This is a genomic window from Thermostichus sp. MS-CIW-41, from assembly GCF_054058915.1.
Genome location: NZ_JBSSBO010000010.1, coordinates 46,283 through 64,709, shown reverse-complemented (window position 1 = coordinate 64,709; position 18,427 = coordinate 46,283). Strand labels below are relative to the sequence as shown.

General features: G+C 57.9%; 16 protein-coding genes. 8 read left to right on the top strand and 8 right to left on the bottom strand.

The window, feature by feature from the left end; translation table 11 throughout:
* Positions 1–127: 127 nt before the first annotated feature.
* Positions 128–1,345, bottom strand: coding sequence for a bifunctional glutamate N-acetyltransferase/amino-acid acetyltransferase ArgJ (argJ, locus tag ACVWXE_RS04985; RefSeq protein WP_414412793.1), 1,218 nt, complete (start codon positions 1,343–1,345; stop codon positions 128–130).
* A 196-nt stretch (positions 1,346–1,541) separates the two neighbouring features.
* Between argJ and ACVWXE_RS04980 the strand changes: the two genes are divergently transcribed.
* Complete coding sequence (locus ACVWXE_RS04980) at positions 1,542–2,363, top strand: ABC transporter ATP-binding protein (protein WP_414389998.1); 822 nt, start codon at positions 1,542–1,544, stop codon at positions 2,361–2,363.
* 261 nt (positions 2,364–2,624) lie between these two features.
* Positions 2,625–3,422 carry an ABC transporter permease gene (locus tag ACVWXE_RS04975; protein ID WP_457404989.1) on the top strand — a complete coding sequence of 266 codons (798 nt, stop codon included), beginning with the start codon at positions 2,625–2,627 and terminating at the stop codon, positions 3,420–3,422.
* Between the two features lie 258 nt (positions 3,423–3,680).
* Here the strand turns inward: ACVWXE_RS04975 and ACVWXE_RS04970 are convergent, their stop codons facing one another.
* Positions 3,681–4,694 carry a phosphate ABC transporter substrate-binding protein gene (locus ACVWXE_RS04970; RefSeq protein WP_457489726.1) on the bottom strand — a complete coding sequence of 338 codons (1,014 nt, stop codon included), beginning with the start codon at positions 4,692–4,694 and terminating at the stop codon, positions 3,681–3,683.
* Between the two features lie 104 nt (positions 4,695–4,798).
* Positions 4,799–6,859, bottom strand: coding sequence for a ribonuclease catalytic domain-containing protein (locus ACVWXE_RS04965; protein WP_414426201.1), 2,061 nt, complete (start codon positions 6,857–6,859; stop codon positions 4,799–4,801).
* A gap of 531 nt (positions 6,860–7,390) precedes the next feature.
* Here ACVWXE_RS04965 and ACVWXE_RS04960 point away from each other — a divergent pair.
* Positions 7,391–8,029 (top strand): response regulator transcription factor, encoded by a 639-nt coding sequence (locus tag ACVWXE_RS04960; RefSeq protein WP_457489725.1) that lies wholly within the window; start codon positions 7,391–7,393, stop codon positions 8,027–8,029.
* A gap of 572 nt (positions 8,030–8,601) precedes the next feature.
* On the opposite strand, the gene ACVWXE_RS04955 is transcribed toward ACVWXE_RS04960, so the two are convergent.
* Complete coding sequence (locus ACVWXE_RS04955; protein ID WP_414343826.1) at positions 8,602–9,483, bottom strand: LysR family transcriptional regulator; 882 nt, start codon at positions 9,481–9,483, stop codon at positions 8,602–8,604.
* Positions 9,484–9,657: 174 nt separating this feature from the next.
* On the opposite strand from ACVWXE_RS04955, the gene ACVWXE_RS04950 reads away from it, so the two are divergent.
* Positions 9,658–10,122, top strand: coding sequence for a redox protein (locus tag ACVWXE_RS04950; protein WP_414343843.1), 465 nt, complete (start codon positions 9,658–9,660; stop codon positions 10,120–10,122).
* A gap of 18 nt (positions 10,123–10,140) precedes the next feature.
* Here ACVWXE_RS04950 and ACVWXE_RS04945 read toward each other — a convergent pair whose 3' ends face one another.
* Positions 10,141–11,334, bottom strand: a complete 1,194-nt coding sequence (locus tag ACVWXE_RS04945) for an RNA-guided endonuclease InsQ/TnpB family protein (protein ID WP_457489724.1) — start codon at positions 11,332–11,334, stop codon at positions 10,141–10,143.
* A gap of 113 nt (positions 11,335–11,447) precedes the next feature.
* Here ACVWXE_RS04945 and deoC point away from each other — a divergent pair, with 113 nt between their 5' ends.
* The 3 genes from deoC to rpaB all read left to right on the top strand — a co-directional run bounded on the left by deoC (position 11,448) and on the right by rpaB (position 14,201).
* Positions 11,448–12,143 carry a deoxyribose-phosphate aldolase gene (gene deoC / locus ACVWXE_RS04940; protein ID WP_414399412.1) on the top strand — a complete coding sequence of 232 codons (696 nt, stop codon included), beginning with the start codon at positions 11,448–11,450 and terminating at the stop codon, positions 12,141–12,143.
* Positions 12,140–12,997 (top strand): DNA repair protein RecO, encoded by an 858-nt coding sequence (recO, locus tag ACVWXE_RS04935; RefSeq protein WP_457489723.1) that lies wholly within the window; start codon positions 12,140–12,142, stop codon positions 12,995–12,997. The genes deoC and recO overlap by 4 nt, the downstream gene beginning before the upstream one ends.
* 463 nt (positions 12,998–13,460) lie before the next feature.
* On the top strand, positions 13,461–14,201 hold the full coding sequence (gene rpaB / locus ACVWXE_RS04930) for a response regulator transcription factor RpaB (protein ID WP_011434119.1): 741 nt from the start codon (positions 13,461–13,463) through the stop codon (positions 14,199–14,201).
* Here rpaB and ACVWXE_RS04925 read toward each other — a convergent pair.
* From ACVWXE_RS04925 to ACVWXE_RS04915, 3 genes are all read right to left on the bottom strand, one after another.
* Positions 14,174–15,976, bottom strand: a complete 1,803-nt coding sequence (locus tag ACVWXE_RS04925; RefSeq protein ID WP_457489722.1) for a tetratricopeptide repeat protein — start codon at positions 15,974–15,976, stop codon at positions 14,174–14,176. The genes rpaB and ACVWXE_RS04925 overlap by 28 nt on opposite strands.
* Before the next feature lie 428 nt (positions 15,977–16,404).
* Positions 16,405–16,605 (bottom strand): DUF2811 domain-containing protein, encoded by a 201-nt coding sequence (locus tag ACVWXE_RS04920; protein WP_041436785.1) that lies wholly within the window; start codon positions 16,603–16,605, stop codon positions 16,405–16,407.
* Between the two features lie 615 nt (positions 16,606–17,220).
* Positions 17,221–17,889, bottom strand: a complete 669-nt coding sequence (locus ACVWXE_RS04915; protein ID WP_457489721.1) for a RibD family protein — start codon at positions 17,887–17,889, stop codon at positions 17,221–17,223.
* A 112-nt stretch (positions 17,890–18,001) separates the two neighbouring features.
* Between ACVWXE_RS04915 and ACVWXE_RS04910 the strand changes: the two genes are divergently transcribed.
* Positions 18,002–18,397 carry a hypothetical protein gene (locus tag ACVWXE_RS04910; protein WP_457403774.1) on the top strand — a complete coding sequence of 132 codons (396 nt, stop codon included), beginning with the start codon at positions 18,002–18,004 and terminating at the stop codon, positions 18,395–18,397.
* Positions 18,398–18,427: the final 30 nt, after the last annotated feature.

The window sequence follows — 18,427 nt, the reverse complement described above, 5'->3', positions numbered from 1 at the left end:
AGCCTCGACTCACCTCTTGCTGCCAACCGGATAGGGAAAGCCTCGCTTCCTTGGCCAAAGCCGCTTGGGCTTCGGTAGAAAAGCCGTTATTTGCGTTCGATTCGGTGGTCATGGCTGGGATCCCCCATTAGGTGGTGTATTCGGCGTTGATGCGCACGTAATCGTAGCTGAGATCGCAGCCCCAGGCCACGCCCTGGCCGGATCCCTGATGGAGATCCACGGTGAAGGTCACCGGATCCCCTTTCAAGTACTCAGAGGCTGCCTTGCGATCGAAAGCCAGGGGCATTCCCGCCTGCATGAGCAGAAAATCCCCCAGACGAATATCCAACCGGCGGCTGTCAAAAGGGATCCCGGCTCGGCCGGCGGCGGCTGCCACCCGTCCCCAGTTGGGATCGTTGCCAAAAGCTGCCGCCTTCACCAAGGGAGAGCTGGCGATCACACGGGCCATATGCCGGGCTGCCCCATCATCCACAGCCCCACACACCCGAATTTCCAGCAGCTTGGTAGCTCCTTCCCCGTCGCGGGCAATGGCCTTAGCCAGATGAATGCAAACTTGGTTGACCATCTCCGCCAAAGTCTGGGCAGCTTCTGTGCCGGCTTGCAGGGTTGGGATCCCACTTTGGCCGTTGGCCAGAGCCAAGAGCATGTCGTTGGTGCTGGTATCCCCATCCACCGTGATTTGGTTAAAGCTGAGGTCGGCAGCTTGCTTGAGGATCTGCTGCCACAGGCGGGGATCCACAGCCGCGTCACAGGTTAAAAAAGCCAGCATCGTGGCCAAGTTGGGGTGGATCATGCCGGATCCCTTGGCAATGCCCCCCACCCTGACGGTGTACCCGTCGATCTCAGCTTGCAGGGCAACGCTTTTGGTCACCAAGTCGGTGGTGATGATGGCGCGGGCGGCGCTCTCCCCCCCCTCTGGAGAGAGGCTGTCGATAAGGCCAGGCAGGGCTGCTTGGATTTTCGGCATTTCCAGTTGTCGCCCGATAACCCCTGTGGAGGCCGTGAGCACCTGATGGGCCGGGATCCCCAACCGTTCTGCCACCCAGAGGGCCAGTTGGGCGTTGTTGCGCTCTCCTTCTTCTCCGGTACAGGCGTTGGCTTGCCCAGCATTGCAGAGGATGGCCCGCACCGGCTGCTGTTGGGCGAGGATCCCTTGGTTGTAGGTAACACAGGCTGCTTTGACCTGATTGGTGGTAAAAACGCCTGCCCCAACCGCATCGCACTCGGAAACGATCAAAGCCAGATCCGCAGCTCCTGAGGGCTTGAGGCCGGCGGCCACTCCAGCGGCTCGAAATCCTCGCGGGGCTGTAACAGCACCTGCAACCGGTTTAAATGGGGATCCCATGTGTTCCTTGGCCAGAGGGTGGTCGGCAACATCATACCGACTTGCTGCTCCGATTTGGGTCATCGCAAGCTTTCCGTGAGAAACTCTCTGGAAACCGGTTCTGAGGGAAAGAGTTGTAGTTACGCCTACCAAGCAGAGGCGGCAGAGAGGGTTATTTTGAAAGTGTGTGCTTCCTCCGCTCCGGGAATTGCCAGCCATGCCCACCCCTGTCATTACCCTCAACCATGTCAGCAAGGTCTATTCCAATGGCACGGTGGCTTTGCAGGACATGAATATGACCATCCAAGAAGGGCAGTTCGTTAGCTTGGTGGGGCCATCCGGCTGTGGGAAAAGCACAGTGCTACGGTTGGTGGCAGGTCTGGGGCATCTGACCACAGGCTCTATCGAATGGGGGCAAAATCTTGAGAAGGATGCTCCCCAAGGGGAACCCAAGTTGGCCTTTGTGTTTCAGGAACCGGCCCTTATGCCTTGGGCGACGGTGATGGACAATGTGGGGCTACCCTTAAAGTTGGCAGGTGAGCCCAAGCCAAAAGCCAATCGAGATGTCTTGGAAGCTCTGCAACTGGTGGGCCTGCGGGGGTTTGAGCGCAGTTTTCCCCGCGAGCTATCGGGCGGCATGCGCATGCGGGTTTCCATTGCTCGCGCCCTGGTAACCAAGCCGCAGGTGTTGCTGATGGATGAACCCTTCGGAGCTCTGGATGAAATCACCCGCAGCAAGTTGAACAGCGACCTGTTGGAGCTGTGGCAAGAAAAGCGCTGGACGGTGATCTTTGTTACCCACAACATTTACGAGGCCGTCTACCTGTCCAACCGCGTGGTGGTGATGGCGGCTCGCCCAGGGCGGGTGATAGCCGATATTCCCATCGATGCGCCCTATCCCCGCTCGGAAGACTTTCGCACCTCTTCCCTTTACAACAACTACTGCCGTGAAGTGTCGGCCCGTCTGCACGAGGCCATGCACGGCTCAGCTCAGGATCCCCCCTATTTGCGCCCCCTCTCTGCTGGACGTTTGCGCTGACGGGATCCCTTGCTTGACAGTGCTCCCTTGACTCTCTATTGCGTATCTCAACTTCACGATATGTTCGACCCCTTTGTCCACCTTCTCGACCCATTGCGCCGCTGGCTGGGATCCCTTGTTGGCTTGGGGGAGAGCTGGCCTCTCCATTGGCCAGATTGGTCTCTGCCCAAGCTGACCGGCGCGGTTGAAGAAAAGCTCAGACCCCAACCCATGGATGAGGCAAACATGCCGAGTGCCGGCTCAGGGGTGCCTGCAAAGGGGTTGAATCTGGGCCGTTGGTTCAACCTGGAAGTGATTGCCCCCCTTATCGTCGGGATCCTCTTCTTGGTGGGCTGGGAAGTGGCGGTGCGGGTAACGGGAGTGCCCCACTACCTCTTGCCGGGGCCGATTTTGGTGGTGCAAACCCTCATCCGCGACTGGGGAACGCTTTTTCCTTCCCTGTTGATCACCGTGCAAATTACGGTGGTGGCCTTTTTGGCTGCCACAGTATCGGGGCTTTTGGTCGCGATTGTGTTCACCCAGAGCAAATGGATCGAGCGCAGCTTTTTCCCTTATGCGGTGATTTTACAGACGATGCCCATTGTCTCCATCGCCCCGCTGATCATCATTTGGCTGCGCAACAACACCTTTGCCGCGATGGTGGTGTGCGCCTGGATTGTGGCGTTTTTCCCGATTCTTTCCAACACCACTCTGGGGCTGAACAGCGTCGATCACAACCTGCTCAACCTGTTCCAACTGTACAAAGCCAACCGCTGGCAAACGTTGATCTACTTGCGGCTACCCAGTGCCATGCCCTATTTCATGGGGGGCCTGCGCATCAGCGGTGGCCTTTCTTTGATTGGGGCGGTGGTGGCGGAGTTTGTTGCCGGTACCGGTGGGCAACGGGCCGGGATCGCCTACCAGATCTTGATCTCCAGCTTCAACCTGCAGGTGCCCCGCATGTTTGCGGCCTTGATCTTGGTCACCGGCTTGGGGATCCTGATCTTTATTTCCTTGAGTGCTCTATCCGACCGGGTGTTGGGCAAGTGGCATGAGAGCGCTGTGCGCCGAGAGAACTGAAAAATTGAACTTTGGTGAAAATTAGGGCCCCCTCTCTAACATCTAGGGTCATTTGGATTCAAACTAGGACGCTGCACCCACCCCTAAAACGTTGAACGCACGCGGCCAAAGGCTTTTCTCAATAGCTCAGGCGCCTCACTCTAACCTGAAACGACTAAGTGCCTTGAATAGGAGCAGGTGGAAGGCGTCTTCTGGAAAAGCCCAGAGATATCGCTGCGCTTGCTGTCGGCGGCTATCTCAGATGCTATTTTTGGGTTGCTATCGGAGGGGGATGAACTCAGTGCGGCCAATGATTTGCTGGCCTTGATCCGAGAGCGCGTAGTTGATGAAATCGGCCACCACAGGGCTAGTCCTCTGAGGTGCCACCAAAAACACAGTCCGCGCCAAGGGGTAGCTGCCCCTCTGGATGGCCTCACGGGTGGGCATCTGGCCGTCGATGGGCACAATCCGCACCGTTTGCTGGTTCTGCACCTGATCGACAGTGCTGTAGGTGATGCCATCTTCTCCCAAAGCCCGCAGCAGCGGGGTGGTGACATCTTCTGTGGCGGTGGTGAAGTAGGGAGGGTTATCGGGAGCAAAGGGCGACCCCAATAACACCAGCTCTTGGAAAACGCTGTAGGTGCCGCTCTGGGGGGCGCGATTGAGGACCCGAATCCGCCGATCCGGGCCGCCCACCTGGCTCCAATTGGTGATCCGACCCTGGAAGATATCGGCCAATTGCTGCAGCGTCAGTCCTCCTTTGTAGGGGTTGTTCACCCCCACCGCCACCGCCAGGGCATCTTTGGCCACCGGGATCGCCTGTAGACCCGCCTGCACTTCGCTGGCATTGAGGGGGCGGGAGCTAGCGGCCATCTGGATGCGACCTTCCATCAGGGCCTTCAGGCCGGCATTGGATCCATTGGGCTTGCCATCTGGGATCCCATAGGTGAGGGGAATGCCGGGGTTGCGCTGGGTGTAGCCTCCCTTCAGGGCCAAGACGATCCGGATCATCGTGACGCTGCCATCCAGCTGGAGCACTGCTGGGTTGGGCAGAGAAGTATCCAGATTAACGGCGTTGGCAGGCGGGTTGGGTACCTGGGCCTGAGGGGGGTTGGGCGCTGTTGGGGCTTGGGGCCGGTCAGCTGGAATCTGGCTGGGGATAGGAGGCGTGTTCCTTCTATTCAGGAATGAGTCCAACAGGCCGGAACGATAGGCATACCAGCCGCCGCCTCCCAGTATCGCGAACAAAAGAATGTAAACGATTGGAGGTGGGCCGGAAGGTCGTGCAGTCATGGGATCCCCCCTAAAGAAAATTCACGATCCAGACTTTTGAGACTTCCCCCCTCTGTTGTATCAGCTATCCACGCAGATTGGGTGAGCGACAGGTCAAGGCATATCTATCCGCCCATGGCCGCCTCTCGTCCCACCTCGCGCAGCTCAATTACGTCCGCACGGGGATCCGCCTGCACAACTTCCAACTCGATCCAAGCCCCCAGAGGAATCTGGCGTTCTAGGCGCACCGGCACCCGAAAGGCAATCTCATCCAGCATGGCCAACACCAAGTTTTCCTGCTCGCGCAGGTAGCCCAAGACCAGAGCCCGCCAAATTTGCCCCGGTCGCAGGCGCAGGTATTCGATGCTCCAATAGCGCTTGGATTTCCGCTCCACCTGGTTGGCCTCAGCGGTGCCCGGCTCAATCCCCAGCAGCAGCTGCTGCACATCCGCCTCCGTCAACGGCAAGGGATCCCCGCGCAAAAAGGCCTTGATCTGGTAGTGGGCCACCAAGTCCAGGTAGCGCCGAATCGGGGAGGTAACCTGACAGTAGGCATCGAGACCCAGCCCCGTATGTCGCCCTGGCTGGGTGGCTACTTCCGCCCGCGATAGACAGCGCATGATGGCAAAAGACCGAACTGGCCCCTGGGGATACCTATCCAGCACTTCGGGAGGAGGTAAGTCGGGAGCCGGCTGCAGACGATAGGGCACCGGGATCCCATTTTGGCTGGCGAAGCGGGCCGCCACCTCGCCGGTGAGCACCATCATTTCCGCCACCATCTGCCGCGCAGGAGTATCCTCGATTACCCGGAGGTGGGGGATCTCGTCGATGACCTTGATATCTTGCTCGGGCAAGCCAATTTGGATTGCCCCTTGAGCCATCCGCCAGGCATAACGCCACTGGGCCGCCCGGGCAATGGCTGTCAGTTGAGCCTCTGCCCCCAACTCCAACATTTCATCGGCATCTTCGTAGGTGAGGCGGTAGGTGACTTTGATCTGGCTGAGGCAAATTTCGGAATCCCGGATCTGGCCGTCGGATCCCAGTAGAATGCCAAAGCTAAGGGCAGGCCGCACCTCTCCCTGCACCAAGCTCATCGGGCCGGTGGACAACTCCGGTGGGAACATCGGGATCACCCGCTCCGGCAAATAGACACTGGTGCCACGCTTGCGGGCTTCCAAATCAAGGGGATCCCCCCACTGCACCCAACAACTGGGATCGGCAATGTGGATCCAGAGCTTCACCGCGTCATCCGACCAGAACTCGACGCTGAGGGCATCGTCAATGTCGCGGGTGCTGGCATCATCGATGGTGTAGGTGTGGAGGTGGGTGAGATCCTGCCGCAGGTGGGGATCCCAGAAAGAGGGAGGCTGGCTGAGCAGGGCTTGGGTGTATCGCTCCACCGCCTTCGGGAACTGGGTTGGGATCCCGGTGAGGCGCAGGGCCAGGTTCTCGTGGCGGCTCCACAGCCCCAGAGCCACCAAAGCCTCAAAGGCCCCCTGCGGAGTGTCAGGAAACCCCATCAGCTCCAGCAGTTGCGAGGCCCGTTCCCGATCCGACGGGTTGAGATTGGAAGAGAGATCCTCGTGGCTGCGAATGGCTGCCGCCGCTCCCTGTAAGGCCAGGCGTTCCAGCACCTCCAGGCGGGCCCGCTCGGCAGGAGTCCAGGGATACCCTTGGCCGGGATGAGCCAGAGCCTCCCGCAGGTGGGCCTCAAACTCTGCTTGTTCCTGCTGCCGTTGTTGGGCGACGGCCATTTGATGGAGGATCTCCTTCACCTGAGCCGGAGTGCGGGGTTCGTAGCTCTCCCCCTTTTGCTTGAAGTAGGTGCGATCCTCGCTCAAGAGGCGGTAGGCGGCATAGGTGGAGACCGGGGAATCATCAGAAAACAACAGCCGAGCCATCTCCGCCAAGCTCAGGGGCTGACGCTCCTCCTGCACCAGTTCCCAGGCCAGCGCCAAGCTTTCGGGATCCAACTTTGCTTGCACCGCCTGCCAAAAGCCGGGGATGTCGGAAGCCGTGAAGCTGGATCCCCCGTTCAAAGCAAAGGTAATCTGGCGAGGGTGAACACTGTGAACCTGCCCAGAAGGCACCCCCAGCAGTAGGTTCTTCTTGCCCTCGGTGCCCTGAACCACTGCCAACACACGGTCGTTATTGTAACGAAACTCCACCAGTGTGCCCTTTTCCACCCGTTCTCCCCATGTCGGCTGTCGTTAAAGCGCAGGCTTTCTTCCATTCTCCATCAGCTCTGCCCGCCTGCCTACCTGGAAACCCCAGCCAGAAGACGTACGGACACTATGAACAGGTAGCAGATGTCAGATACATGGGTACTTAAGCATATAGATATATGACATATAGACATATGAGATACGGGTTCTCAGGTAGATTACGGCTATGTATTGGGTACTGCGAGTCTCAAGCAGAGGCCAGCTCTGCCAAGTTCCTGGGATGAGGTTACCAACTGGAGTCCCTAAACTGCGTAGAGATACTGTTGCCAACGTTTCCCAAGTATGTACTTCCACTTCCATGTGTGATATCCTAGGCTCTAGGGGTAAGGCACAGTTATCACGGACTGCTGCCTGATCTAGCGAACAAGAATCGGGCACTTACGGATTGTTTTCCTGCGGTGAAGATCCTCAAAGCAGGAGGGGTTGTGTTTTTTCCCTAGAGCTTCTTAGCACTCAACTTTTTAGCACTCATTAGCACTCAAAAGGTGAGCTGTGGACAACCCGAAGCGACTGTTGCTCATTGACGACGATCCGAACTTAATCCTGCTGGCCAAGGACTACCTAGAGTTTCGCGGTTATGAGGTGGTGGCGGCGAGCAACGGTCTGGAGGGGTTGGAAGCGATGCGCCATTTCACACCAGACCTGATCATCTGCGATGTGATGATGCCGGAGATGGATGGCTATACCTTTGTGGAAACCATTCGCTCCAACAGTGCTACAGACTGGATACCTGTGATTTTTCTGTCGGCGCGTGGGCAGACGGCGGATCGGGTGCGCGGCCTGACCATAGGGGCAGATGTTTACATGGTCAAGCCCTTTGAGCCGGAAGAATTGGTGGCGCAGGTGGAGTCTTCTCTCAAACATACCGAGCGCCTGTTACAAGTGCAGAATGTGGGCATTCAGCCGGTCATAAAACTGGATCGGGAAATTGAACTTACGCCAACGGAAACCAAGGTGATCCAGTACGTGGCCAGGGGCCTGTCCAACCGCGAGATTGCCGAAGTTCTTGGGGTGAGCCAGCGCACCGTTGAAAGCCACGTCAGCAACATGCTGGGCAAAACCGGCCTGCACAACCGCACAGAACTGGCCCGCTGGGCAATAGAAAGTGGTTTGGGCAAAAAACCGTTGTAATTCCCGCCACCCCTTTCAACGGCTGGAGAACTCTATCTCCTCGGCGCGATTGGAGATAGGGTAGTGATCGCACTTGAAGGGCAAGGTAACTGGGGTGGGCAAGTCTTTTCAAAAATTGGCGGGGGAGGATCTGCTGGCCTTGCCCCAACGTACATTGGCCGCCGATTTTCACTGCGTTACCCAAAAACTGGGTCTAAAGCCCCGTCCTTCCAGGACAGTTTTTGCCCTGTTGTTGTCATTTTAAACAGGAATGAAACATTTCCGTTGCATTGCTTCCTAGCTCCTTTCTCCCTCTGGGACAGGATCTAAAGGTGATTGTGGAAGCGGCGTGGAACGTTTGGGCAGCAGCGGGGGTGTCTCAATCTAGTTTGAAATGACTATAGACCTGCAATGATATAGACCTGCAATGAAATAAACCCATGCTGGTCAGGGAAGCCAAACTCCTCAACGCCGCTCCAGCGCCATACCAAGCCTTGGATGAGGCCCTGCCCAGTTTGTCCGCAACCAATGCTTGCGTCACTGGATGGATGAGCGTGGTGTCAACAAAGCTGCCTTGTACTCCCGATGCAATGTTAACTTGGCAACTGGGATGGGTTTCCCCGCAAGGCTTCCAGGAAGGCAAATACTGCAGGCGGATGCAGCGCAGAGGCCAGAACGGCAGCCCCGATCACCCGCTCCAGTGGGATCGGCAGCCGGCGGATCTGGATCCCTTCGGGAATGGGAATGGCGGCCAAGCGGGGCAAGATGGCAGCCCCCAGACCCTGCGCCACCATGTTCACAATGGTGGAGTCTTCCTTCACCAAGTAGGCCACCTTGAGGGTTTGGTGGGCAGCTTCCCAGTGGTTCCGCACCGCCGTGGTACATTCGGCGTAGTTGTAGAGAATGTAGGAAAAACGGGAAAGATCCTCCCAGGTCAAGGTTTCCGGCAGGGGCCCAAAACTCAGCGGAACCAACACAATGAATTCATCACGGGCGATCTCCCACGTCTGGAGATCCTCAGCAGCCCGCGGCAGGGGCAACAGGCCAATATCCACCTGGCCCGATCGCAACAGATGTTCAACAGTGGCCGGATCTTCCTCTGTAAGGGTGAGGGTAATCTGGGGAAATTGTTGGCGGAAGCGGGCGATCACCGGCGGCAGCAAATGGGTTGCAGCACTGCGAAAAGCGGCAACTCGCACATTTCCCCCCCGCAACCCTTTTTCCAGGTTGGCCTCATAATCCATTTGTTCCCGCAGTTGCAGCATTTTGCGGACATGGCGCAGCAGTCGCTCCCCCACCGGGGTTAGGCGCGCCCCAAAGCGACCGCGCACCAACAGGGTCACCCCCAATTCTTCCTCTAGGCTGGCAATGGCCCGGCTCACCGCCGACTGGGAAATGTGCAATTGCAGAGCGGCATCGCTGAAATTCCCCCGCTCCACCACAGCCACCAGGGTTTGCAGTTGCGAGATGTTCATGGATCCCATCTATTCGATCTGCGCATAGATGTGATGCTATCTCAGGTTTGAACCCTCCGCCGCACCTGACTAAACTACGACATAGCTTCCCCTTCACACTGCGAAATAACGCGAAACAGTGTGAAATCATCTTTATCTTCCTGTCGTTGGTCAAGTGTCCCTATGTCGAGATCCATGTTTGCCCTATTGCCTTTCCATCAATTTCGAGATACTCCCGGCGTGCGTTTTTTTGACATCACGGTTGCGCGATCCAACGCCCGCGATTTGGTTTACCACGATGGGCCGGCCATCAGTCCCCCCAATAATCCTCAGGGCTATTGGCAGTTTTATATGCATCCACACCAAGAGGACAACCTACTGGCTCTATGGGGCGGACGGACGTTTTACCTGGTGAATTTTAGCTGGAGGGATCCCTTCCATATTGTGCGCCTGGAAGCGAACCGAGGCATTTTGCGCATTCCTCCCGGCACTTTTCACCGTTCCGTCTCCGATCCAGAGGGATCCATTGTGTTGAACCAGGCGGTGCGCGACGAAAAAGCCATCTTGGAAAAGGAATTTCGCATCTACGACAGCAGCCGCATCCCCCGATTGCTGCAGGTGACCTCGGCGCCTGCACCTTTGCCCCGCATTTGTGCGTAAACTACCCGACTCCGACCGCTAAGCGGTACGGAGCGGGCTTTCAGTAGCCCTGAGCCTGCTCTGCCCTACCAGAGAACAAAACAGGCCCGAACCTCTAGGCTGGTTTACGACAGCCCCCAAGAGCGCAATCACATTCGCACCATTCAAATCCGCATCCCCTTCCCATCCACAGTGCCCACACTTGAACGACTTACCACTGCGGTAGGATTGCGCAGGATCGGGATGGATGTGCAAACACCGGTGGCAGGTCTGCGACGTGTAAGCAGGCGGCACAAGAATCAGAGAAACCCCTGCAGCCCTCGCCTTGTATTCCAGAAACTGGCGTAGTTGGTAGAACGCCCAACTGTTGGCCCTGCGCCGCTCGGCTTTGCTGCGGGGTTGTTGGTTGATACGCTCCCGTATCCCTGTCAAGTCTTCCAGAGCAATAGCGCTGTTTGTGACCTTTGCCCTAGAGACAATAGCTTTGGAGATGCGATGATTGACCCACGTTTGGAAGCGTCTCTCCTTGCCAGACAGCCGTTGCAACAGTTCTCTGCATCTGCGCCGCGAACTGCGGGTGCCCTTACTGGCTTTGCGTTGGAGTGCTGCCCTCAACCGGGAGTAGTGGTCTCGGACTCTGTTCAACTGCTGTCCATTCCAATTGTCCCCGTCTGACGTATGGGCAATATCCGTCCTCCCCAAGTCCACCCCCAGCACTCTGCCCGTGCGTTGCGGTGGGGATGGCTCCGCTTCCACACAGATTTGAATGGAGTAGGAGCCATCTTTACGCTTGACCAGGGTGGCAGATTTGGGATTGGAGCCCGCCAGCCGTTCTCTCTGGTAGCGGCCAATCGCCAGCTCAAAGCGCTCCCGACCCTCCACCGTGGTCAGCGACACCGTCCAGTCTTTCTCGCGGAACGAAAAGATACGGGCATCGTAGGTAGCGAAGCCACCCTTGAACGCTTTGACGGGGCGGTTTTTCTGTTGTGCCACCTTGCGAGCAGACGCTACCCGTCTGCATATCTGTTGAGCCAAGTTACTGGACAAGCCGAACTGGGCACGGATTTCGCGGTAGCACAGAGACTGGAGCTTAACGGCGTTGGCGACTTTCTCGGGTGTGTTTTGGTTGACCCAGTTCAAGGCTTGGCCAAAAGCCTCCAAAGTCGCGTCCAATTTGGCGGCCTGCGACTGGGACGCCTTGAGCTTGCAGGATATGGTCAGGACTTGGGTCATGGTTCTATCATAACTTCCGCATTCCTCCCGACACTGACCCTACGGGTACAGTGCGGGGCTCCTGCGATTTCTAGCTGAAGCTAGAGTAAAGATGGGTGCTGGGGGATCGACCAATGCTCTCTCTGGAGCGCAAGGGCATAGCGGATAGCTCGCTCAATTTGGCGGAGTACATCGACCATACTCTGCTGTTGCCGATGGTTACTCCAGAACAGATTGACCAGGGGTGTGAGATTGCCTTGCGCTATGGCTTCCCCACTTTTTGCGTTCCTCCTTGCTACGTGCCGCGGGTGGTGGAGCGGCTGCATGGATCCCCGGTCAAGGTGAGCACGGTGGTGGGGTTTCCCCTGGGCACAACCACTGCAGAGGCCAAGCTTTACGAGGCCCAACTGGCGGTGGAGCAGGGGTGCCGGGAGCTGGATGTCCGCATCAACTTGGCTTGGCTCAAGGCGGGGGAGCTGGATCGCCTCCATGCTGAGATTGCCCAACTGGTGGAAGAAACGGGGGTCTGCATCAAGGCCATTTTGGAAACGGCTCTGCTGACCGAGGAGGAGAAAAAGCTGGCCGGGGAGATTTGTATCGATGCGGGGGCGGCTTTTCTGATGACTTCCACCGGCTGGATGGGGGGGGCGACGCCGGCAGATGTGCAACTGTTGTGGCAACTCAGCCGCGGCAAAGTGGGGGTGAAAGCGTCGGGCGGCATTCGCACGGTGGCTCAAGCAGAGGCCATGATCCAGGCGGGGGCCAGCCGTATCGGCACCTCTTGGGGGCTGGAGCTGATGCAAGAGCTGAAAGCCAGAGGAACCCCATGAGTGGGCGCACCTATCGGGTTACGGGCATCAATCTCAAAGGGATCCCCCTGGGAGAGGCGGATCGGATTGTAACCATCTTGACTCGCGAGCAAGGGTTGATCCGGGCGGTGGCCAAGGGATCCCGTAAGCAGCCTTCCAAGCTGGGAGGGCGGATGGAGCCTTTTGTCATCAACGACTTGCTGATGGTGCGGGGGCGCTGGTCTGCCCAAGCAGATACCTCCCAGCGTTTACAGCGCATTGTCCAAGCGGAAACCCTCCAGACTTTTCCTCGTCTCAGCCGCAGCTTAGCCCATCTCACAGCAGCGCAGTATTTGGCGGAGGTGGCCTTGCTGTTGGCCTTGCCCGATCAAGCTCAGGAAGAGCTGTTTGTGGTGTTGGTCGAACACTTGGAACGCATCGAGCGGGCTGCTTCGGAACAGGCCGTTTTGCCCTTGCTCACCCACGGGTTGTACCACCTCCTGGCGTTGGCGGGGTTCGCCCCTCAGGTACAAGCCTGCTACTTCTGTCAAGGGGGGTTGGTCGGCAGCGTTTTTTTCAGCCCCCAATGGGGTGGCTTGGTCTGTGATCCCTGCCGGGTGGCCCAGCGGCCCAGCCCAATTGCCTGGGTCTCCGCTTCTGCCTTGCGTGCCTTGGGATCCCTGCCCAGCTCCACACTGCCTCTGCCTGAGGATTCGCTGCCTTTGGCTGCTTGGCTGGAGGCAGAACGTCTGTTGCGGCGCGTTTTGGAGCATCATACGGATCGAGAAATCCGTTCCGCCGAGCTATTGGCCAGTTGCTACGCTGTTCCCACCGCAAACGGTCAAGGATCCCCGGCTTTTCCTGAGGGACATCCCGAAAAATGGGCATCGGCCTGAAAAAGTTGTGAAGGTATGTATCAAGTCCGGCCCAATAGCCGCAAAATAGAGCATCGAGGCGGGTTGGCAGCCGATTTTGGATGATAAATTAGGTTATGGAAAGTAACTTCTTACGAAGGCCTCTCAGGTTTGAGCAATGGTTTGGGGGGAGGAGTGCCTTGCACCAGGTACTGGGCAGCATCATCAGGTGGGATTGAAGTTGGAGCTTTTAACAAGATTGAATCCACTGCTGAGAGGGCCTTCTGCTTGGCGCTTGTTTCCCGGAGCTGCATCCCTGGGGTGCGGCTTTGGTTAATTGCAGATGATTGCTTGTGAGTGTTCAATTTCACTCGGTGAGTCTGCCCAACTGAGGAGCAGCCCCTGAGGTTCCTGCATCCGCCCAACTCAAGATAGCGCCCACCTTAGTTCTTTTTCAGATTTCTCTTTTACCGAGTACCGTTAGAAGTTCAGGAGTTGCAGCACCGTGGAAGCACAGCGTAAGGAACGGATTCTGGTGGTCGATGATGAGGCCAGCATTCGACGCATCTTGGAAACCCGTCTGTCCATGATCGGATACGATGTGGTCACAGCTTCGGACGGCGAGGAGGCGCTGGAGGTTTTCCACAAGCAGGATCCCGACCTGGTGGTGCTGGATGTGATGATGCCGAAGCTGGATGGCTATGGGGTTTGCCAGGAGCTGCGCAAAGAATCGGACATCCCCATCATCATGCTGACGGCGCTGGGAGATGTAGCCGACCGTATCACAGGGCTAGAGCTGGGGGCAGACGACTATGTGGTCAAGCCCTTTTCGCCCAAGGAGCTGGAAGCTCGCATTCGGTCGGTGTTGCGCCGGGTGGCGCGGTCGGCCCACGATGGGATCCCCAGTTCTGGGGTGATTCAAGTGGGGGATATTCGCATCGATACCAACAAGCGGCAGGTCTACAAACGGGACGAGCGCATTCGCCTGACGGGGATGGAGTTTAGTCTGCTGGAGTTGTTGGTCAGTCGGTCGGGGGAGCCTTTTTCCCGCTCCGAGATTTTGCAAGAGGTGTGGGGCTATACCCCGGAGCGCCATGTGGATACGCGGGTGGTGGATGTCCACATTTCGCGGCTGCGGGCCAAGCTGGAGGATGACCCCAGCAACCCAGAGCTGATCCTGACGGCCCGAGGCACCGGCTATCTATTTCAGCGCATCGTTCAGGGAGAGGAACAGGCACGGTCTTGAGAGGGGATCCCTCGCAACCTCTCTTCAAGAGCGGCCTGCACCCGCCTCAACACGCCAACCCAGTCTCCCGGTGTGTCTTGTCGAAACAGTCGCATTACCCCGGGGTACCAGGGGCTATCTTCTCGATGGAGCAGCCAGCGCCAATCGGCGGCAAAGGGGAGCAGCACCCATACCGGCTTGCCCATCGCCCCGGCCAAATGAGCAACGGCTGTATCAACGCTGATCACCAGATCCAACTGGGCAACGGCTGCGGCTGTATCGACAAAACTGCGGAAACGGGATCCCAGCTCCAACACTTGGTGCTGCTCCAATAGGGATCCCAGCGGCCTTAGATCTTCCCCCACCTGCAGGCTAACCCACTGGATGGAAGGCCCATGCAAGTGCTGGAGCAACAGATTCAGAGGGCAACTTTTCAGCCTTTGTACGCGGTTGAGCTCAGGATGGGCACGCCGACCGCTGGCCCACACCAGCCCCACCTTCATCCGCTCCTGGGAAAGCTCCGGCCAGGAGAGGCTCGAAGAGGTCTGCGGCCCACTTGCGCGAACGGGACAGACAAGGTAGGGGATGCAGGCAGGGATCGTCTCCAGGGTGGTACCCAACCGCTGTGGCAAGCTGAGCAAAGGCAGATGGCAATCGAAAGAGGGCAAGGGATCCGTTTCCGAGATCACCTGCACCTGGGGCAGGCACCCTCTGAACAGCTCCACGAGGGATTCCTGGCAGCGAAGGCAGATTTGCGCTTGGGGATGGGCCTCGGCCAGCAGCGGCAAGTAGCGCACAAACTGAATCGTGTCCCCCAACCCTTGTTCGGCGCAGATCAGCAGGGTCTGATGGCTCAGGGGGGATCCCGTCCACAGAGGGGAAAGAAAGCGCGGGTAGGCCGCCTCTTGTCGCTGCAGCCGCCATTCGTATTCCCGCCACCCCTCCTCGTAGCGGCCCAGGGTCAGCAAAGCCGTGCCCAGGTTGTAGTGGATCTCCGGCCAGTGGGGGGCCAACTGCAAGCTGCGCCGATAGGCTTCAATGGCCGCTTCCAACCGGTTTTGTTCCTGCAAGATGGTGCCCAGGTTGTTGTGAGGCTGGGCATCCCTCGGCAACAGCGAGATGGCCCGTTGCAGACAATCGGCGGCCTCCTCCAAGCGATCTTGCAGGTGCAGGCAGTGGCCGAGGTTAACGAGAATTCGCCCCTCCTGGGGTGCAAGGGCGAGAGCTTGGCGAAACCAACTTTCCGCTTCCCCAGCTTGGCCATCGAGCATCAGGGCATTCCCCAAAGCTGCCAAGGCATAGACCTGGGGAGGCTGGGCTGCTGCTGCCTGTTGCAACACCTCAATTGCCTGGGCCAATTTCCCCAGGGTGAGCCAACAACTGCCCAATCGGAAAAGCAATTGCCCATCACCGGGGGCAAAGGCCAGGCCCTGTTCGTAGGCTCGCGCCGCTTCCTCTGGGTTGCCAAGCTGCATCCAGGCATCGCCCAGATCCTGCCAGGCCGGCACCCAATCCCCCCGCAGGTGCAGAGCCAGTTGCAAGGGGGTCAAAGCTTGGCGGGGATCCCCCATCTGGAGATAAAGGGATCCCAGCAACGCCTGAGCGGCGAACAGATGGGGATGGGCGCGGGTAAGCTGCCGGCAGAGGTGCAGAGCAGCTTTCAGATCCCCCGCCTGTCGGTAGCGTTGAACCCACGTCAGAGCCGCCTCTGGGGATGGGATCTCGGATCCCCGCTCTGGATCCTGTGACTTAGCCGCTTGCCGATTGTCTTTTCCTCGCCCAAAGCCCCGTGGCACGTCTTTGCCTGATACATTTACGCTGAACACTGCTGAACATCACTGTTCAACTATGCAGCGATAGCATTCTGTTTGTTTCCAAACAGAATGGCGGTATCCCGCAAAGCTTTGAGTAGAATACCCAAAGCGCAGTTTCCGTGTCGTCTTACTACCAATTTTCTGCTTTGCTTTGGCTACCATGTTGGCAGACTCGAAAGTAAACAGAAAGATCAACTGGTAGTAATCCGTACTGAACATATTATACATTATTTTCAGTATAGTTGAGCTTATTATTGACTAGAGTCATGCTCTTTTTTGCCTCTTTTGAGATCCTTTTCACTTCTTAGCGCCCTCCCCCCAGTGTCCAAATGACAGCGGTGGGACAGGATCCCTACCCAGGCTAACAAAAGGTTCCCATTGCCCCGGTTTTCACGGGCCATCCTTGGGGCTCAGTTGCGGCGAAACAGGCTGTCCAAGTAGATGCGTGCCGCCCGCCGGTCGCTCTCCCCGCTTTGGAGCAGGAATAACGAGAGCGCTGCCGTCACCACCCGATCCTGATCCCAGTCGGGATGGCGGGAGAGGTAGTTTTGGAGGGTGTCATGCAGCTCCTCAGGAATTTCGCTCAAAATGCTGACGCTGTGAGAACTCATAGTCCAACTACTCACTCGGGCTTAAGAGGGGAGAAAACGGTATCCCGCAAAACCTGCGGCCACAGCCAAAACTTGGGCAGCTCGAACAGAGCGAACCCGCAACATCAAAACCCAACCTAGATAGGCCAAGAGCCTCAGCAGGCTCGCAAGCAGAAAAGCAAGCAATATAGGTTCATAGCTTGCCCCTATCCCGGCGGATGGGAGGGAGGGCATGCACAACTGTTCCTAAGCCTGTCGTGGGCTGTAGAACAGATGAAGTCTTTTCTGAGGAGAGCGGTTGGGAACACCTCCACACCACTCACCCTCAGGTGCGGCTATTCTGCCCTTTAACCCACGGGGGGTGTCAATCCCAAGTCAGGGATCCAACAGGACAAAAGCTCTCCATTGGCCTTGATGGGATCGGAAAAAACGGCGCGATCCCGTTACGTTTCTCAGGGTGTAGTCGCCTGAACCTTACCCACCTCCACTTTTCCACAGAAACCCCCGATGCCGCCCCCCGAGGAAAAAGCCCTGTGGAAAACGGCCCGCCCGCCTGTGGAAAGCCTGGGGAAAACCTGTGGATTTCTGGGAAATCTGAATTTGTCCAAAAATTTTTGTGTTTGTATAGAGCATTTCTCAGGGCCACTCGACTCGGTAGCGCAAAAACAGCTCCTTGGAGCCACGGCGGCATTCCAGCAGCTCCAACTGGGGCAGGGATCCCTGCACTTGCCAACCCTCAATGCTGGCAGGCGCATCGGCGTATCCACTCAGCAGCACCGGAGCGAGGGTAACCCACAGCTCATCCAAGGCCCCTGCCTGGAGAAATGCCCCCAAAAGCCGCCCCCCGCCCAACAACCCCACCCGTTCAATGCCCAAGCTGCGCAGGCGGGCCAGCCGTGCCGGCAGATCCCAATCGGCAGCCACCCAGATGTCCTCAAAGCCGGTTCGGTTCTGCCAAATCCGGGATCCCTTGGGAGTTGTCCACAGCCAACGGGTGAGGGGCTGGCGAAAAAACGGCAAATCCTCAGGAATATCCCCGCTGTCGGAACAGATGATCGTCAGGGGCTGGGGAGAGAGGCCCTGAGCGGTTCTGCGTTGGATCAACTCGGGATCCCGAATACGCAGACTGGTGCCGTAGGCCCGCAGAGTGGCGGCCCCCATGATCAAAGCCTGTTGCTGAGCAGCTTGGGTTTCCAAGTGCCGATAGTCCTCAGGGCTGCTGAAGGAGGGCCTCTGCGCTCGGTGGGCTGCGATCTTTCCATCCAAGCTCTGGGCGAAGATGGCTACCAAATGGGGACGATTCAAAGACAAGATTGCTGAGAAAGGGTGGGCAAACCCTACAAATTGACCAGAATAGAGTCAGGCATCGCCGGGGGAACCGTGGCACCGGTCACCAGAGCGCCCACGCGGAACGGATATGCTAGGGACATTTCAATCCTCCACCATCCGGGTTGAAGTCGAGGCCAGTGCATCGACCGTGCAGCGCTGTCTGACAGAGGTGGGATTGTTGCAGCAGTGGATCTGGCCCCAGCAACTGCAGGGATCCCTTCCCGAAAGGCTGGAGCCGGGCAGCACCTTTGCGGCCCAATGGGGCCCCCTCTCGATCATGCACCAGGTGGAAACCCTGCTGCCGGAACGGCTGCGCCTGCTGATGTGGGGAGGAGCCGATGGCTACTGTGACTGGCTGTGGGGGAACGGCTGGGTGCAGTTGCGGGTAGAGGCCGTCTCTCTCCTGCCCTTGGGCTTGGGACAATTGCTGATGCTGCGGCGGCTGCAACAGTTTGCCCAAAGCCAAGAACAGCGCCCCTCTTAGGACTTAAAAAGCGACCTTCCAGCAAAATCC

Excerpts from the sequence above, each read along its gene's own strand:
- argJ (WP_414412793.1), bottom strand. The coding sequence starts at position 1,345 with ATGGGATCCCCATTTAAACCGGTTGCAGGTGCTGTTACAGCCCCGCGA.
- ACVWXE_RS04980 (WP_414389998.1), top strand. The coding sequence starts at position 1,542 with ATGCCCACCCCTGTCATTACCCTCAACCATGTCAGCAAGGTCTATTCC.
- ACVWXE_RS04970 (WP_457489726.1), bottom strand. The coding sequence starts at position 4,694 with ATGACTGCACGACCTTCCGGCCCACCTCCAATCGTTTACATTCTTTTG.
- ACVWXE_RS04955 (WP_414343826.1), bottom strand. The coding sequence starts at position 9,483 with ATGAACATCTCGCAACTGCAAACCCTGGTGGCTGTGGTGGAGCGGGGG.
- ACVWXE_RS04950 (WP_414343843.1), top strand. The coding sequence starts at position 9,658 with ATGTTTGCCCTATTGCCTTTCCATCAATTTCGAGATACTCCCGGCGTG.
- ACVWXE_RS04945 (WP_457489724.1), bottom strand. The coding sequence starts at position 11,334 with ATGACCCAAGTCCTGACCATATCCTGCAAGCTCAAGGCGTCCCAGTCG.
- deoC (WP_414399412.1), top strand. The coding sequence starts at position 11,448 with ATGCTCTCTCTGGAGCGCAAGGGCATAGCGGATAGCTCGCTCAATTTG.
- recO (WP_457489723.1), top strand. The coding sequence starts at position 12,140 with ATGAGTGGGCGCACCTATCGGGTTACGGGCATCAATCTCAAAGGGATC.
- ACVWXE_RS04920 (WP_041436785.1), bottom strand. The coding sequence starts at position 16,605 with ATGAGTTCTCACAGCGTCAGCATTTTGAGCGAAATTCCTGAGGAGCTG.
- ACVWXE_RS04910 (WP_457403774.1), top strand. The coding sequence starts at position 18,002 with ATGCTAGGGACATTTCAATCCTCCACCATCCGGGTTGAAGTCGAGGCC.